11 protein-coding genes are annotated in these 16,856 nt (G+C 67.9%); 8 read left to right on the plus strand and 3 right to left on the minus strand.

Annotated features, from left to right (window positions below; translation table 11 throughout):
- Window positions 1–197 precede the first annotated feature (197 nt).
- From kduD to AB4Y68_RS08000, 3 genes are all read left to right on the plus strand, one after another.
- Window positions 198–956, plus strand: coding sequence for a 2-dehydro-3-deoxy-D-gluconate 5-dehydrogenase KduD (gene kduD / locus AB4Y68_RS07990; RefSeq protein ID WP_441454980.1), 759 nt, complete (start codon window positions 198–200; stop codon window positions 954–956).
- Between the two features lie 21 nt (window positions 957–977).
- Window positions 978–2,078: a PfkB family carbohydrate kinase gene (locus AB4Y68_RS07995; protein WP_441454981.1), complete on the plus strand. Its 1,101-nt coding sequence runs from the start codon at window positions 978–980 to the stop codon at window positions 2,076–2,078.
- A gap of 130 nt (window positions 2,079–2,208) precedes the next feature.
- A complete protein-coding gene (locus tag AB4Y68_RS08000) occupies window positions 2,209–3,864 on the plus strand; it encodes a pectate lyase (RefSeq protein WP_441454982.1) in 1,656 nt (551 codons plus the stop codon).
- Between the two features lie 587 nt (window positions 3,865–4,451).
- Here the strand turns inward: AB4Y68_RS08000 and AB4Y68_RS08005 are convergent.
- Genes AB4Y68_RS08005 through uxaC form a run of 3 tightly spaced genes read right to left on the minus strand, consistent with a single transcriptional unit; the run spans window position 4,452 to window position 8,851 of the window.
- Window positions 4,452–5,951 carry a UxaA family hydrolase gene (locus AB4Y68_RS08005; protein WP_441454983.1) on the minus strand — a complete coding sequence of 500 codons (1,500 nt, stop codon included), beginning with the start codon at window positions 5,949–5,951 and terminating at the stop codon, window positions 4,452–4,454.
- A gap of 3 nt (window positions 5,952–5,954) precedes the next feature.
- On the minus strand, window positions 5,955–7,439 hold the full coding sequence (locus AB4Y68_RS08010) for a mannitol dehydrogenase family protein (protein ID WP_441454984.1): 1,485 nt from the start codon (window positions 7,437–7,439) through the stop codon (window positions 5,955–5,957).
- Window positions 7,436–8,851 carry a glucuronate isomerase gene (gene uxaC, locus AB4Y68_RS08015; protein WP_441454985.1) on the minus strand — a complete coding sequence of 472 codons (1,416 nt, stop codon included), beginning with the start codon at window positions 8,849–8,851 and terminating at the stop codon, window positions 7,436–7,438. The genes AB4Y68_RS08010 and uxaC overlap by 4 nt, the downstream gene beginning before the upstream one ends.
- A 343-nt stretch (window positions 8,852–9,194) precedes the next feature.
- Between uxaC and AB4Y68_RS08020 the strand changes: the two genes are divergently transcribed.
- From AB4Y68_RS08020 to AB4Y68_RS08040, 5 genes are all read left to right on the plus strand, one after another.
- The gene (locus AB4Y68_RS08020; protein ID WP_441454986.1) at window positions 9,195–12,053 is read left to right on the plus strand and encodes a TonB-dependent receptor; all 2,859 of its coding nucleotides are present in this window, start codon (window positions 9,195–9,197) and stop codon (window positions 12,051–12,053) included.
- Window positions 12,054–12,305: 252 nt separating this feature from the next.
- Entirely contained in the window at window positions 12,306–13,724 is a 1,419-nt protein-coding gene (locus AB4Y68_RS08025; RefSeq protein ID WP_441454987.1) for an efflux transporter outer membrane subunit, read from the plus strand.
- Complete coding sequence (locus AB4Y68_RS08030) at window positions 13,725–14,726, plus strand: HlyD family secretion protein (protein WP_441454988.1); 1,002 nt, start codon at window positions 13,725–13,727, stop codon at window positions 14,724–14,726.
- Window positions 14,723–15,646, plus strand: a complete 924-nt coding sequence (locus tag AB4Y68_RS08035; protein ID WP_441454989.1) for an ABC transporter ATP-binding protein — start codon at window positions 14,723–14,725, stop codon at window positions 15,644–15,646. Before AB4Y68_RS08030 ends, AB4Y68_RS08035 begins: the two co-directional genes overlap by 4 nt.
- Window positions 15,643–16,779 (plus strand): ABC transporter permease, encoded by a 1,137-nt coding sequence (locus AB4Y68_RS08040; protein WP_441454990.1) that lies wholly within the window; start codon window positions 15,643–15,645, stop codon window positions 16,777–16,779. Before AB4Y68_RS08035 ends, AB4Y68_RS08040 begins: the two co-directional genes overlap by 4 nt.
- Window positions 16,780–16,856: the final 77 nt, after the last annotated feature.

Consider the following 16,856-nt stretch of genomic DNA (forward strand, 5'->3'; position numbering starts at 1 on the left):
CTCTCGGGAGAAGACAGTCTGCTGCCGACTGTCGGCGAATTTCGGACGCCCCAGATGCGACGAGGCAGCGTGAGCGGTCCAGAGATGTTTTCAGCTATGGCCTAGCCATCTACGCCGGTATATGACACCGGTTTCCTACACAGACAAGCCGGGTCCAATCTCGGCGCCGAATGACATCTAGAGGAAATGTCCACGCCATGAGCAATCCGTTCGATCTGACCGGCAAGGTCGCGCTGGTCACCGGCGGCAACACGGGTCTGGGTCAAGGCATCGCCCTGGCCCTGGCTGCTGCGGGCGCCGACGTCGCGTCGGTCGCCCGTCGCGCGTCGGACGACACGGTCGGCAAGGCGCTGGCCAAGGGCCGCAAGGCCGTCTCCATCCAGGCTGACCTGACCTCGATCGAACCGGTCGAGCGGATTCTGGACGAGGCGACCGCCGCCCTCGGCCCCGTCGACATCCTGGTGAACAACGCCGGCATCATCCGCCGCAATGACGCCGTGGACTTCACCGAGCAGGACTGGGACGACGTCATGAACGTCAACCTCAAGGTCCTGTTCTTCCTGAGCCAGGCCACGGCCAAGCGAATGATCGCCGACCAACGCGGCGGCAAGATCATCAACACCGCCTCCATGCTGTCCTATCAGGGCGGCATCCGCGTGCCGTCCTACACCGCGTCGAAATCCGGCGTGGCGGGCCTGACCAAGCTGATGGCCAACGAGTGGGCCAGGCACGGCATCAACGCCAACGCCATCGCGCCGGGCTACTTCGCCACGGACAACACCCAGGCGCTGCAGGACGACCCGGTGCGCTCCAAGGAAATCCTGGGCCGCATCCCGGCTGGGCGCTGGGGCGATCCCTCCGACATCGGCGGCGCCGCCGTCTTCCTGGCCAGCCGCGCCAGCGACTATGTGCAGGGCATCACCCTGCCGGTCGATGGCGGCTGGCTGGCGCGCTGATCCCGCGCTAGCGTCCAGACCATGAGCCAAGATCAGCAAGCAGCGAACGGGCCTCAAGCCGCGAGCGACCGCGTCGCGAGCATTGGCTCCAGGAATGGTCGTATCCTCTGCTTCGGCGAGATGCTGCTGCGGTTCAGCCCGAACCAGAACGAGTTGTTGCTGCAGTCCCCTGCCCTGACCGCGCGTCCGGGCGGGGCCGAGGCCAATGTCGCCGTCGCCTTGGCCCGCTTCGGCGCGCCGGCGGCGATGGCGACCGTCCTGCCCGACAACGCCCTGGGTCAGGCTGCGCGCGACGAGGTCCGGCGCTACGGCGTGGACACCACGCCCATCGTCTTCACCCCCGGCCGCATGGGCCTCTATTTCCTGACGCCCGGCGCCGTTCGCCGTCCGTCAGAAGTCCTCTACGACCGCGCCGGTTCGGCCTTTGTCGAGCGCGTCGCCGACGCCTTCGACTGGGACGCCCTGCTGGACGGCTATGAGTGGCTGCACGTTTCCGGCGTGACCCCCGCCACCGGACCGAACGGCTCGCGCGCGGCGGTCGAACTGGTCGAGGCCGCTGTCCGCAACGGCGTCCGCGTCAGCTACGACGGCAATTTCCGCGGCAAGCTGTGGGAGCAATGGGCCGGTGATCCGCCCGCCACCCTCGGCAAGATGCTGGCCGGGGCCGAGATCGCCTTCGCCGACGACCGCGACTTCGCCCTGGTGCTGAAGACAAACTTCGACGACACCGATCCCCATGCGCGCCGCCGCCTGGCCGCCGCCGCAGCGTTCAAAGCCTTCCCCCGCCTGCAACGCATCGCCTGCACCCTGCGGGTTCAGGAAAGCGTCGCGGATCAGGCCCTGTCCGCCGTCATGCTGACGCGCGGCCCCGACGGCGACGTGATCGAAACCTGCGCCGACGCCCTGCATATGACCGGCGTCGTGGACCGGGTCGGCGGCGGCGACGCCTTCGCCTCGGGCGTGCTGTTCGGCCTGTGGAGCGGCTGGTCGGATCAGGAAGCGCTGGACTTCGGCCTGGCGGCGGCGGGCCTGAAGCACTCGGTGCCCGGCGACTTCAATCTGTTCACCGCCGCCGAGGTGCGCGCGGCCATGGGCGACGGCGGCTTCGACATTCGCCGCTGACGGTTTCGTGAAATCCAAGACGATTTCAGCCGCGCTTCCGCACTAGGAAACCGGTGTCATTCGTGATTAGCTTCGCCACTGCAAGCAGCCGTCAGAGCTGCGAGGCGACGCATCCGAGGAAGATACCCCCATGTCTGCACAGACCATGAACCGCCGCGCCCTGCTGGCCGCCGGCGCCGCCGCGACCTTCACGGCCGCCTCCGCCCCCGCTCTGGCGAAAACCGTTATGCAGGCCGCGCCCGACCGCGCCGCCGTCCTGGCCACGATGAAGCGCGCCGCCCGGTTCATGACCGACGAGGCCGCCGTCGAGGGCGGCTATGTCTGGAACGTCCTGCCCGACTTCTCGCGCCGTTGGGGCGAACTGGAAGCCTCGCCGACCATCATCTGGGTCCAGCCCCCCGGCACGGCGACCGTGGGCCATCTCTACCTCGACGCCTATCACGCCACCGGCGACGAGCAGTTCTATGAGGCCGCCAAGTCCGCCGCCGACGCCCTGGTGCGCGGCCAGCATCCAGCCGGCGGCTGGAACTACGTCATCGACACGGCAGGCGAGGAATCGCTGAAGCGCTGGTACGCCACCTATGGCAAGAACGCCTGGCGGATGGAGGAATTCCACCGCTACTACGGCAACGCCACCTTCGACGACGCCGGCACGGCCGAGGCCTCGCAGTTGCTGCTGCGGGTCTATCTGGAGAAACGCGAGCGCAAGTATCGCGCCCCGCTGGACAAGGCGATCCAGTTCGTCCTCGACGCCCAGTACCCGAACGGCGGCTGGCCCCAGCGCTATCCCTTCGTCGAGGGCGGCGGCCTTCACGGCAAGCCGGACTACACCCCCTACATCACCTTCAACGACGACGTGGCGGGCGAGAACCTAGAGTTCCTGCTCTACGCCTATCACGGCCTGGCGGTGAACGGTCGCGGCGATCCGCGCCTGCTGGACGCCATCCATCGCGGCATGGACATCTATGTGAAGACCCAGCAGCCGATGCCGCAACCGGCCTGGGGGCTGCAGCACTTCCCCGACACCCTGAAGCTCGCCGGCGCCCGCACCATCGAGCCCCAGGCCTTCGCCACCCACACCACCGGCGCCAACATCAAGTCGATGCTGGGCTTCTATCGCCTGACCGGCGACCGCAAATACATCGCCCGCCTGCCCGAGGCGCTGGACTGGCTGGATCAGGTGAAGACGCCGCAAAACCTGATCGCGCCGGGCCGCACCCATCCGACCTTCATCCTCGAGGGCGCGAACACCCCGGTCTATATCCACCGGCGCGGATCCAACATCACCAACGGCCAGTATTACGCCGACGAGAACCCGAACAATCTGATCGTCCACTACGGCTCGTTCCGCAACGTCGACACCGCCGCCCTGCGCCGCGAGTACGAGGAACTGGCCGCGAAAACGCCCGAGGACGTCAGCCGCCACTCGCCGCTGAAGGCCCGCCCCGGCACGCTGCACCTGCCGAAATACTTCACGCTTCAGGACGTGGACGTCTGGGATATGTCCTCGGACGCGCGCCGCCTCGCCCGCCCTGCCCCCGGCCGCGCCGCCGAACTGGTCGCGGGTCTGAACGCGCGCGGCTACTGGCCGTCGCCCCTGACCACGACCTCCAACCCCTATATCGGCGAGGCCCCGGCGGCGGTGACGGGCGGCGAGTATCAGACCACCCGCGTCGGCGACCTGTGGGACACCTCGCCTTACAACACCGACTATCCGGTCGAATGCGTCTCGACCCAGGTCTTCATCAAAAACATGGGCGAACTGATCGAGACCCTGGCGGGGTAAGCCCCTTCCGTCATCCCGGAAGCCCGCAGGGCTATCCGGGACCCAGGCGTCAGCTCTTGCCCGTCATCGCCCCCGCTGAACCCCGCCGCCTGGGTCCCGGATCTACGGCTCGCCAGCGAGCCTTCGTCCGGGATGACGGCAGAGAGGCGACTGCACGCCATTCACGGCCAGCCATCCTAGCTGCGCGCCGCAACCCCTTGAAATCAAACCGATCACGTCATTTTCGACGCCATTTGCCCGCCCTGGCGCCCAGGGCTGGCAGACTATGCGCGTTCTTTGACATCGCCGCCCGCCATCGTCCGCCCCGCCAGGACCCCGGCTCCCCCTCCCGGATCGCCAAGGCCCCTCCGCCGTCCCGCCCCCGATTGCACCAATTGCACTGTTTTTTTCGCCGCACCGTGCAATCCGCCCCCGGAAACACCTCCAGCTTGAGACCTCACCCCCCCTTCTCCCGTCATCCCCGGCCTTGTGCCGGGGATCCAGAGACTCGACCTCAACAAGGGTCCACGGCGCGTTCCAGTCCCGAACGTCGCGGTTCTGGATTCTCGGCACAGGGCCGAGAATGACGCATAGAATCTGAGAGCCCCCTACAGATACGCCCCAACCTGCCAGGGCACGAACTCGTTGTCGCCGATACCCAGCGCCTCCGACTTCGACGGCTCGCCCGAGGCCACGGCCAGCATCCTCTCGAAGATGGCCTGACCCACCGCCTCCATCGCCGTGCCCGTCAAAACCGGCGAGGCGTCGATGTCCATGTCCTCGTCCATCCAGTTCGCCAGCTTGGCGTTGGAGGCGACCTTGATCGATGGCGCGGGCTTGGCGCCGAAGACCGACCCCCGCCCCGTGGTGAAGACAATCAGATTGGCGCCCGAAGCGATCTGCCCGGTCGCCGAGCAGGGATCATAGCCGGGGCTGTCCATGAAGCTGAGGCCCTTGGCCGTCAGCGGCTCAGCATAGCCGATCACATCGTTCAGCGGGGTCGAACCCGACTTGGCGACCGCGCCCAGCGACTTCTCCAGAATGGTGGTCAGGCCGCCCTTCAGATTGCCGGGCGACGGGTTGTTGTTCAGTTCCATGCCGTGCTTGTCGGCATAGGCGCGCCACCATTCCAGACGCGCGTTCAGCTTGTCCGCCACGCCTTGCGACGCCGCACGGCGCAGCAGCAGGTGCTCCGCGCCCCAGATCTCGGGCGTCTCCGACAGCATAGCCGAGCCGCCGTGCGCGACCAGCAGGTCGACCGCCGCCCCCAGCGCCGGATTGGCCGTCACGCCGGACCAGCCGTCCGACCCGCCGCATTGCAGACCGACCGTCAGGTGCGAGGCTGACACCGGCTGGCGCTCGACCTTGGCGGCCTCGGCGACCAGCTCGCGGACCACCTCGATCCCCGCCTCGATGGCGCGGGCCGTGCCGCCGGCCTCCTGAATGGTCAGGGCGCGAAGGCGCGGTCCCGCCTCCAGCCCCTCGTTGGCCAGCCAGGCCGGGATCTGGTTGGCCTCGCAGCCCAGACCGACGATCAGGATGGAATGGAAGTTCGGGTGCCGGGCATAGCCCGCCAGCGTCCGCTGCAGCAGGGTCGTGTCGCTCGACAGCGAAGAGCCCCCGCACCCGCCCTGATGGGTGAAGGCCACCACCCCGTCCACGCCCTTGGGCAGGCTGGCGTCCGGGAAGGCGTCGGCGATCCGCCGCGCCACCGTGGCCGAGCAGTTCACGCTGGTCAGGACGCCAATATAGTTGCGCGTCCCCACCCGACCGTCCGCTCGAACAATGCCGTTGAAGGTGGCGCCCGTCAGAGGCTCCGGTGTCCGTACATCCGCCCCGACCTCGGCCTCACGCCCGTCCTCGGCCATGGCCAGGTTGTGGACGTGGACATGATCCCCGACCGCGATCGCCGCCTTGGCTCGCCCGATCACCTGACCATAGCGACGGACCAGCCCGCCCGCCTCCACCGCGCGCCGGGCGATCTTGTGCCCGGTGGCGATGTCAGCGCCAGCCGGCGCATCCAGCCCCTCGGGCACATCGCCGGTCGCAATATCGTCCAGCGCGATGGCGACATCGTCAGCGGGGTTCAGGATCAGGACGCGGCTCATGATCTACTCCGTCACCCGGCGAGCGGCCTCGACCGCGCCGTGCTCTCTCAACGACAGGAAGGCGCCCGTCACCGCCTCGACAAAGCGCCGATCGGTCGCCAGGGCCTCGGGGAAGACCGCCGACAGGGTCAGCAGGGCGCGGACCTCGGCCTCGTCGTTCTCCGACGCCGCGATCAGTTCGGCGGTGCGGGCCGCCAGCGGGTCGTCGACCACCACAGCCTCGCCGCTCTCGGTCACGCCCTCCTGCCAGCGCATCCAGGCCGCGACGCCCAGCGCCATGGCCTCGATGCCCATTCCTTTAGAATCTGGCCCGGCCGCCAACCGTTCAGCGGCCCCCGCCAGAAGCCGCTGAGGCAGCTTCTGCGACCCATCCATGGCGATCTGGCGCGTCCGGTGCATCAGGGCCGAGTTGGAGAACCTAGCCATCAGCTCGTCGCGATAGGCCGCCACGTCCAGCCCCGGCGGCGGGTTCAGCGTCGTCTGCGCCTCGTCCCACAGGGCCTCAATGAAGGCGCGGAAAGCCGGGACCGCCACGGCCTCATGCACATGCTCATAGCCCGACAGAGCGCCGAGGTAGGCGATGGCCGAATGGGAGCCGTTCAGCAGGCGCAGCTTGGCGTCCTCCCACGGCTCGACCGCGTCCGTCAGTTGCACACCGAAGGCCGCAAAGTCAGGCCGCTCGCCCGCGAACCAGTCCTCGATCACCCACTGGGTAAAGGGCTCGGCCTTGACCATGCCCTGGTCCTCGACGCCGAGGCGGGCCGTCAGGCGGGCCACATCGTCGGGCGTGGTCGCCGGCACGATCCGGTCGATCATGGTCTGGGGGAAGGCCCCCTCGGCCTCGATCCAGTCGGCCAGAGCCGGGTCGATCCGCCGGGCCATGGCGATGACCCCGGCCCGGATACGCTTGCCGTTGTGCGGAAGGTTGTCGCAGCTGATGACGGTAAAGGGCCTCAGCCCCTTCGCCTTGCGCGCCCGCAGCGCCGCGACGATGAAGCCCGGGGCGGTGCGCGGGGCTTCAATGCCCGCCAGATCGGCCGCCACATCCGGATCATCCAGCAGCAGGTCTCCCGTCGCCGGATCGAGCCGATAGCCCTTCTCCGTCACCGTCAGGGTGACGATGTGGACCTCGGCTTCGGCCATGGCCGCGACCAGGGCGGCGGGGTCTTCCGGCCCCACCAGAACCCCACGCCCGGCCCCGATCACCCGCAGATGCTCCTCCGCCCCGTCGCGCACGACCAGGGTGTAGAGCCCGTCCTGCGGCTTCAGTTGGTCCCGCACCCCCGGCGACCGCAGCGAGGCCCCCAGCACGCCCCAGCGCAGGTCGCCGCTGGCCAGGGCGTCGTCAAAGACCACCGCCTGATGCGCCCGGTGGAAGGCGCCGATGCCCAGATGGACCACGCCGGTCTTGACCTGGCTGCGGTCATAGACCGGGCGCGCGACCTCTCCGGGCAGGCCCGCCAGGACCGCGTCATTCAGACGGGTCACAGCTTGTAGGCCGCCTTGACCAGGCCATAGGTCAGGGCGTGGGCCAGTTCGTGGGCCTCGTCCTCTTCCATCCGATGCTCGACCACCAGCTTGGCCAGGAAGCCGCAGTCCATCCGCCGGGCCACGTCGTGGCGCGCCGGGATCGACAGGAAGGCCCGCGTGTCGTCGTTGAAGCCGACCGTGTTGTAGAAGCCCGCCGTCTCGGTCGCCTGTTCGCGGAAGCGACGCATCCCCTCGGGGCTGTCGTGGAACCACCAGCTCGGGCCCAGCTTCAACGCCGGATAGTGGCCGGCCAGCGGAGCCAGTTCGCGGCTGTAGCTGGTCTCGTCCAGCGTAAACAGGATCAGGGTCAGGCGCGTGTCCGAACCGAACCGATCCAGCAGCGGCTTCAGCGCCCGTACGTAGTCGGTGCGGGTCGGAATATCGCAGCCCTTGTCGCGCCCGAAGCGGTTGAAGACTGTGGCCGAATGGTTGCGGAAACTGCCGGGGTGAAGCTGCATCACCAGGCCGTCCTCGACCGACATGGCGGCCATCTCGGTCAGCATCTGACCGCGGAACAGCTCGGCGTCGGCGGCGCTGGCGGGGGCGGTCGAGACCCGTTTGAACAGGGCCTCGGCCTCCGCCTTCGACAGGTCGGCGGTGAAGGCTGTCGGGTGGCCGTGGTCGGTCGAGGTGGCGCCCATCTCGATGAAGAAGGCTCGGCGGTCGCGCAGGGCCTGCAGGTAGCCTTCCCACGACAGCGTATCGCGACCGGTCTGTTCAGCCAGAACCGTCAGATTATCGCGGAAGCCCTCGTAGTCGGGGTCCAGCACCGGGTCTGGGCGATAGGCGGTCAGCACCCGCCCCTTCCAGCCCGAGGCCTTGATGGCCTTGTGGTGCTCCAGCGTGTCGAGCGGGCTTTCCGTCGTGGTCAGCACCTCGATGTTGAAACGGTCGAACAGGGCGCGCGGCTTGAAGGCCTCGGTCTTCAGCGCCGCGTCGATGACGTCATAGTAGTGGTCCGCCGTCTCGGCCGACAGGCGCACGTCGATGCCGAAGGCCTCGGCATAGACCCAGTCATGCCACATCCGCGACGGCGTCCCCCGGAACAGGTGATAGTTCTCGGCGAAGCGGCGCCAGATGGTGCGCGGATCGGTCTCGACCGCCCCCCCGTCGACGCGGGGGACGCCGAGATCCTCCATTGCCATCCCCTGGCTGTGCAGCATGCGGAAGACATAGTGGTCGGGTGTGATCAGCAGTTCCGCCGGGTTGGCGAAGTTCTCGTTGCCCGCGAACCAGCTGGGGTCCGTATGGCCGTGCGGACTGATGATCGGCAGCCCCTTCACCTCGGTGTAGAGACGGCGCGCGACGGCGCGCGTGTCGGCGTCGGCCGGGAACAGACGGTCAGGATTGAGGCGAAGCGGCTGGATCATGCGCAAACTCGAATCTGGAATACAGACGGACGAGGGGTCGATCGGGAGCGGGTCGATTCTCGCCCCGGTTCAGGCGCGACTGCGAGCGTCGGCATGGTCGCCTCCCCGTTCGCCGCCCACGGGCGGACCGGTCGGTTGGATTTTCTTCAGGCGCAGTCTCGTGTTGCAGCAATGGCACGACCGACGTTCGTCGTCGTCTTGCCACACGTCAGAAACTGTGCGTAGCTTTATATGACACCGGTGGCACAGGCTGACAAACGCCAAATGACACCGGTTCCCGCGATCGCGGAGCTGGAACGGGGGCGCACGATCCTCGAAAGGCACAACTGGGAGGAGGACATTGATGACCCACCACGCTACCCGTGCGCGCTATGCGCTGACCCTCGGCGCCTCGCTGGGCGCCCTGACACTGGCGCTGGCCGGAACCGCTCAGGCGCAGGCCGCTGGTCCGGCCGCGGAAAAGGACGCCACGACCGTCGACGAGATCGTCGTCACCGGTTTCCGCGCCAGCCTGCAGAACGCCCTGAACATCAAGCGTCGCGAAGCGGGCGTCGTCGACGCCATCTCGGCCGAGGATATCGCCGACTTCCCCGACACCAACCTGGCCGAGTCCATCCAGCGCATCCCCGGCGTGTCAATCGACCGTGACGCCGGCGAAGGCCGCTCGATCACCGTGCGCGGCCTGAGCTCCGAGTTCACCCGCACGCGCATCAACGGCATCGAGGCCCAGGCGACGACCGGCGCGACCGACTCCTCCGGCGGCGTGAACCGCGGACGCGGCTTCGACTTCAACGTCTTCGCCTCCGAGCTCTTCAACAACATCACGGTCCGCAAGACCGCCTCGGCCGAGGTCGAGGAAGGCTCTCTGGGCGCCACCGTCGACCTGCGCACGGCGCGCCCGTTCGACTATCCGGGCTTCACCGCCGTCGCTTCGGCGCAAGGCGGCTACAACGACCTGTCCGAGCAATGGAGCCCCCGCTTCGCCGGCCTGATCTCCAACACCTGGATGGACGGCAAGTTCGGCGCGCTGCTGTCGCTCGCCTACAGCGACAAGAGCTCCATCGAAGAAGGCTTCAGCTCGGTGCGCTGGGGTCCCGCCAATGGCGACAACGGCTTCCAGAACCCCGCCGCCCTGCCCGGCGGTTCGGCGGCAGCCGGCGGCTTGTTCCACCCCCGCATCCCGCGTTACGGCCGCCTGAGCCATGAGCAGGAACGCCTGGGCGCGACCCTGTCGCTGCAATGGCGCCCGTCGGACGCCACCACCGTCAGCCTGGACGGTCTCTACTCCAAGCTCGACTCGACCCGGAAGGAAAACTTCCTCGAAGCCTGGTCGCTGAGCCGCAACGCCAGCCAGGGCGGCAAGCCGCAGGTCGACATCGTCGAAGCCATCGCCGATCCGAAAACCGGCGAACTGGTCTTTCTACGTCTCGACGACATGGACATGCGCACCGAGGAACGCTTCGACATCCTGAAGAGCGAGTTCTCGCAATACACCCTGGAAGTCGCACACGACTTCTCGGACAGCGTGCGCTTCAAGGGCGTGGCCGGCCGCTCCAAGTCCGAGTTCGGCAACCCTCTGCAGGTCAACGCCATCATCGACCACCAGAACGGCGCTGGCTGGTCGATCGATTTCCGTGAAAACCGCAACCTGCCCAAGATCGTCTATGGCTTCGACGTCACCGACCCGAACCAGTGGACCATCACGGGTCCGGCGGGCGCGCAGCCGCTGTCCGAACTGCGCATCCTGTCCAGCTCTCAATCCAACACCTACACCACCTTCGAGGGCGGGTTCGAGTTCGACATGGATGATCGCCTGACCCTCAAGGTCGGCGCCAGCTATAAGGAATATCAGTCCGAAGGTTCGGGGTACGCCCGCGCCACCAACACCGCCCCCGCCATGCCGGCCGGGACCTCGATCGGCAGCCTCACCTATCTGCTCGACGGTTTCGGCAAGAATCTGGACCTGCCTGCGGGCTCGGCGACGGCCTGGATCTCGCCCAACCTCGACGCGATCATGAAGGCCTATGGGGCCGATTGCCTGTGCAACACCAACGTGCCGGGCGGCGACTTCCGCCTGCTGGGCCTCGAGAACGGGTCCACGGCGCTGGGCAACTGGCGCGACGTGACGGAGAAGGACACCGGTCTGTGGGCCCAGTTGGACTGGAACACCGAGTGGGCCAGCATGCCTGTCCGCGGCAACTTCGGCGCGCGCTGGGTCAACACCGAGATCGAGGCCGCCGGCTATTCCGCCCTCAGCGGCGTGACCACCCGCGTCACCGACTCCAACAACTATGATGACATCCTGCCGTCGCTGAACGTCTCGATCGAACCGATCGAAGACGTCATAGTCCGCTTCGGTGCCGCTCGCGTCATGGCGCGTCCGCCGGTCACCAGCTTGGTGCCGGTGTTCGCGCTGAGCGCTGCGAACGCTGCCAACCGCACGGCGTCGCTGGGCAACGTCAACCTGGATCCCTACCGCGCAGACACCTTCGACCTGTCGCTGGAGTGGTACTTCGCACCGGAATCCCTGCTGTCGCTGGCGCTGTTCTACAAGGACATCTCCACCTATGTTCAGACCACCCAGCAAACGCTGACCTACGCAGAACTGACGGCCATGAACCCGGCGGCCTTCCCCGCCGCCGCCGACCGGCCGCCTTCGGATCAGTACGTTTTCAGCACGCCGACCAATACGCCGGGCGGCCCGCTGAAAGGCTTCGAGATCAGCTATCAGCAGCCCTTCACCTTCCTGCCAGGCGCCTTCTCGAACCTGGGCGTGCAGGCCAACTTCACGCACGTCGAGTCGGAGATCAATTACTGCACGACGGCGGCTTGCACCGTCTTTGTCACGGCGAACCTGGTGAACCTGTCGCCGGACGCTTGGAACGCCACGCTGTACTACGACGACGGTCGCTTCAACGCCCGCGTCTCGGCCGCCTATCGCGACACCTATTATCAGCAGGTCCCGGCGGCCAACGGCGGCACGCGCGGCATCGCCGTCACCGGCAAGACCGAGACGCTCAGCATCGACGCTTCGGCTTCGTTCAGCGTCACCGACCAACTGTCGCTGTCGGTCGAAGGCATCAATCTGACCGACGAGCCGAACCGCCAGAACCACAGCGAACTCGATGGCGTGCGCGACAGCACCTACGTCTATCACCACACGGGCCGCCAGGTGTTCGTGGGCGCTCGCTACAAGTTCTGACCAAGCTTCCACCGCACTCCTGAGCGGTGAACTGGGCGCCGGCGATCTGATCGCCGGCGCCTTTTTTTTGGGGCCAGGACAGGTCCGACGCGCCCGGAATGCGACCATCAGACGATGAACGACGTTATGGCGTTTGGCCGCCGACCTTGGCAGGATCGCGGGCCATCCCCTGAGGGCGGAGCGACGATGGCGGACGGGCGGAACAGGCGGCGATCAGCAGCAGCGCAGACTTTCGCGCTCGTCCTGCCGAGCTTGCTCGCCGCCTGCGTCGCGGGACCGGACTATCGTTCGCCCGCCGTCGCCGTTCCCGCCGAGTTTTCGCAGACCGCGCCGTCAGGCGAACCGCAAGGACTGTGGTGGCGCGGTTTCGGCGACCCCTTGCTGGACCGGCTGATCACCGAAGCCCTGGCCGCCAATCTGGACCTGCGTCAGGCCGCGCTTCGGGTCGAAGAGGCCCGTCATCAGGCCCGGATCGTCGGGGCCGCCGGTCAGCCGACCGTGTCGGCCATGGCGCAGGACAGCTACACTCGCCTCAGCAAGACCACGTCTTTCGCCGCCCTGCTGGGCGGTTCGGCTACGCCCGGATCAGGACCAATCGGCGCGCCAGGGACGACGTTCGACACCTATCAGGTCGGATTCGACGCCTCGTGGGAGCTCGACCTGTTCGGCGCAAACCGGCGCGCGGTCGAGGCGGCGGAGGCCCGCACCGGGGCAGCAGCCTGGAGCCTGCGTGACGCCCAAGTCGTCCTGACCGCCGAGGTCGCGCGCGGCTATCTGGACTATCGGGCGCTGGACCGGCGGATCGCCATCGCCGATCAACTGCTGGCCGCCCGTGCCGAGGCGCTGGACTTCAATCAGGTCCGCCGCCGCAACGGTCTGACCACCACCCTCGACGAGCGCCGCGCCGAACGCGACACCGCCGCCGCCGGCGCCGCGCGTCAGGATCTGATCGCCCAGAGGACCGGTCAGGCCCACGCCCTGGCCGTCCTGCTGGGCCGCCCGCCGCTGGGACTGACCGCCGAACTGAAAGCCGCGTCGGGCGAAACGAGCGCGCCGCGCGACATCCCGGTCGGCCTGCCGTCCGAGTTGCTGTTGCGGCGACCGGACCTGCGCGCGGCGGAACGCGATCTGGCCGCCGCCACGGCCGACATCGGCGTCGCCGCCGCCGACCTCTATCCGTCGATCAGCCTGACCGGCGCGGTCGATCTGGTCTCGGGATCGCTCCGCAGGCTCCTCTCAGGCGACAGCCTTCAGACCACGGCGGCCGCCGGCCTGGCCCTGCCCCTGCTGGACGGCGGACGACGGCGCGCGACGCTGGCCCTGAAGCGGACCCAGGCGCAGGAGGCCCTGCTGGCCTATCGGGGCGCGGTGCTGACCGCCCTGAAGGACGTGGAGGACGCCCTGACCCGGCTGTCGGCCGACCGCAGCCGCGAGGGTCAGTTCCGCGCGGCGGAAGACGCCGCTCGCGACGCCGTGGCCACGACCCAAGCGCAGCGCAACGCCGGTCTGGCGACGGGGCTGGATCTTCTCACGGCCCAGGCCTCGCTGCTGAGCGCCGCCGACGATCTGGCGCAGGCGCAGGCGGCGACGGAGCGGGACGTGGTGGCGCTCTACAAGGCGCTGGGCGGCGGCTGGGACGACCGCCGCATCGAAGACCCAGGAGGACGCTAGGTGGCCAAAACTCTCGAACGCGCTCACAACCTTCCCCGCCGGACGCTTGTCATCGCCCTGATCGTCGGCGGGGCGGTCTGCGCCTTGATAGCCTGGGGGGTGATCAGCCGCCAGCATCGCGGTCCGCCCGTCTTCACCGGCTATGTGGTCGCCCGCAACCTCTATATGGCCGCGCCGACGGCCGGAACCATCGTCGCCCTGAGCGTGGAGCGCGGTCATCGGGTGGAGGCCGGGGCGCCCCTGTTTCGCATCGACCCGACCTCTCTGGGCGCCCGCGCCGATCAGGCCGCCGCCCAGGTCAACCAGAGCGAGGCCTCGCTGGCCGCCGACGCCGCCGCGCTGGATAAGGCCCGCGCCGACCTGGCCGCCGCCCAGGTCGAGTTCGATCGCACCGTGTCGGACCTCAACCGCTATCTCGCCGCCGAACGCGAGAAAGCTGGATCGGTCGCCGCCCAGCAGATCGATCAGGCCCGCACGGCGGCCGTCACCGCTCAGCGACACCGCGACGCCGCGGCCACCGATGTCTCCGCCGCCACGGCCCGTATCGCCGCCAGCCGCGCCCAGATTCTGGGCGGTCGCGCCGGCGTGGTCGACGCCCGTCGCCAGCTCAGCCAACTGTCCCCCACAGCCCCTGTCGCCGCGCGGGTCGAGGACGTCATGTATCAGGTCGGCGAATGGGTCGAAGCCAACGCCCCCATCGTCAGTCTGGTCCCCGATGGCCAGGTCAAGGTGCGCTTCTACGTGCCCGAGGCAATGGTGAACGCCTATCGTCCCGGCGCTGCGGTCGCCGTCGGCTGCGACGGCTGCCCAACCGGGATGACCGCGCGCGTCGACTATGTCGCCAACCGCCCCGAATACACGCCGCCGATCATCTACAGCCTGGCCACCCGCGACAAGCTGGTCTTCCTGGTCGAGGCGGTCCCGTCCGCGCCGCGTAGCCTGACGCCCGGCCAGCCCATCGACGTCAGGCCCGCGAGCACGCCGGGACGCGAAAAGCGATGACGCGCGCCATCGACGTCCGGGGGCTGAACAAGTCGTTCGGCGACAAGCGTGTGGTGCGCGACGTCTCCATCGCCGTGGACGAGGGACGGATCACCGGCTTCCTGGGTCCCAACGGCTCGGGCAAGACCACCACCCTGCGCCTGCTGTGCGGCCTGCTGACCCCTGACAGCGGCGAGGGCGAGGTGCTGGGGCTGAACTTCCGCACCCAGAGCGCCGGGATCAAGCGACAGACCGGCTATATGACCCAGCGGTTCTCGCTCTATGACGACATGACGATCAGCGAGAACCTGATCTTCGTGGCCCGGGTCTATGGGCTGGACGACCGCGCCGGTCGTGTGGATCGCGCGTTGGAACGACTGGGCCTGGCGGATCGCCGCACCCAGTTGGCGGGCGCCTTGTCGGGCGGCTGGAAGCAGCGCCTGGCCCTGGCGGCGGCGACCCTGCACGATCCCCGCCTGCTGCTGCTGGACGAACCGACCGCCGGGGTCGATCCCAAGGCCCGACGCGAGTTCTGGGACGAGATTCACGAACTGGCTGCGGGCGGCCTGACCGTTCTGGTCTCCACCCACTACATGGACGAGGCCGAGCGCTGTCATGACATCGGCTACATCCTGCACGGCGAGTTGATCGCGCGCGGCACGGGCCAGGAGATCGTCAACCGGTCGCACCTGATCACCTTCAACGGCGAAGGCCCCGACATCGACCATCTGGCGCACCAACTCGCCGCCCAGGAAGGGGTGCTGAGCGCCTCGGCCTTCGGCGCCGCGGTCCATGTCAGCGGCGTCGATCGCGCCGCGCTGGAGCAGGCCCTCGCCCCCTATCGCAAGCCGCCCTATCATTGGACCGAGGTCAAGCCGTCGCTGGAAGACGTCTTCATCCAGCTGATGGGCGATCAGCACGACGATCGGTATGCTGCATGACCGGCGCCTTGCTCAGAATCTACGCCGTCCTGTCCAAGGAGTTCACCCAGCTCAGCCGGGACCGGATCACCTACGCCATGATCCTGATGATGCCGCTCGTGCAACTTCTGCTGTTCGGATACGCCATCAATACGGACCCGCGGCACCTGCCGGCGGCGGTCTTCTCCACCGACCACAGCTCAACCGCAAACGCCGTCGTCGCGGCCATGGAGCGCACCAGCTATGTCGACGTCCGCTATCTGCCCCACTCGGAAAGCGAGATGGACGACCTGCTGCGGCGCGGCCAGGTCATGCTGGGCCTGACCATCCCGCCCGACTTCACCGAACGCGTGCTGAAGGGCGACAAGGCCCAGGTCCTGGCCGAGGTGGACGCCTCTGACCCCGTATCGGCCGCCGGCGCGCTCGGCGCCGTGGCCGCCCTGCCCGCCAATGCCCTGGACCGGCAACTGGTCGGCGCTGCGGCCAAGCCGTCGCCTTCGCCGCCCTTCGAAGTGGTGATCCACCGCCTCTACAACCCCGACAACATCACCGCCTACAATATCGTCCCCGGCCTCCTCGGCACCATCCTGTCCATGACTTTGGTGATGATGACCGCCATGGCCGTGACCCGTGAGCGCGAGCGCGGCACGATGGAGGCTCTGCTGTCGACCCCCGCCACGCCCATCGAGATCATGATCGGCAAGCTGACGCCCTATGTGCTGGTCGGCGTGCTGCAGACGACCGTCATCCTGTCGGTGGCGCGCTTCCTGTTCCACGTTCCGATGGCCCAGACCCTGGCGGGCTGGTTCGCCCTGACCTGCGGGGTGGCGCTGTTCATCCTCGGCAATCTGGCGCTCGGCTATCTGATCTCGACCCTGGCCAAGAGCCAGCTTCAGGCCATGCAGATGTCCTTCTTCTACATGATGCCGTCGATCTTCCTGTCCGGCTTCGCCTTTCCCTTCTACGGCTTGCCGCAATGGGCCCAGCACATCGGCGAGGTTCTGCCCGTCACCCATTTCCTGAGGATCGTGCGCGGCGCCCTGCTCAAACAACAGACCCTGGCGGACATGGGCCCCAACCTGCTGGCCCTGGGCCTGTTCGTCATGATCATTTCCGGCCTGGCCCTGGCGCGATCCCGCACCACCCTGGACTGACGGCCCGAACCGATCAAACTATCGCGCATAGAAAGATCGAGGCCGCTCGCGACGGCTTTCAATGACTGAGCCGTTCA

The organism is Brevundimonas sp. 2YAF1 (assembly GCF_052114745.1).
Classification (GTDB): Bacteria; Pseudomonadota; Alphaproteobacteria; order Caulobacterales; family Caulobacteraceae; genus Brevundimonas.

What these genes read in the sequence shown, in the direction of transcription:
- AB4Y68_RS08035 (WP_441454989.1), top strand. Translation starts at nt 14,723, where the DNA reads ATGACGCGCGCCATCGACGTCCGGGGGCTGAACAAGTCGTTCGGCGAC.
- AB4Y68_RS07995 (WP_441454981.1), top strand. Translation starts at nt 978, where the DNA reads ATGAGCCAAGATCAGCAAGCAGCGAACGGGCCTCAAGCCGCGAGCGAC.
- AB4Y68_RS08005 (WP_441454983.1), bottom strand. Translation starts at nt 5,951, where the DNA reads ATGAGCCGCGTCCTGATCCTGAACCCCGCTGACGATGTCGCCATCGCG.
- uxaC (WP_441454985.1), bottom strand. Translation starts at nt 8,851, where the DNA reads ATGATCCAGCCGCTTCGCCTCAATCCTGACCGTCTGTTCCCGGCCGAC.
- AB4Y68_RS08000 (WP_441454982.1), top strand. Translation starts at nt 2,209, where the DNA reads ATGTCTGCACAGACCATGAACCGCCGCGCCCTGCTGGCCGCCGGCGCC.
- AB4Y68_RS08040 (WP_441454990.1), top strand. Translation starts at nt 15,643, where the DNA reads ATGACCGGCGCCTTGCTCAGAATCTACGCCGTCCTGTCCAAGGAGTTC.
- AB4Y68_RS08020 (WP_441454986.1), top strand. Translation starts at nt 9,195, where the DNA reads ATGACCCACCACGCTACCCGTGCGCGCTATGCGCTGACCCTCGGCGCC.
- kduD (WP_441454980.1), top strand. Translation starts at nt 198, where the DNA reads ATGAGCAATCCGTTCGATCTGACCGGCAAGGTCGCGCTGGTCACCGGC.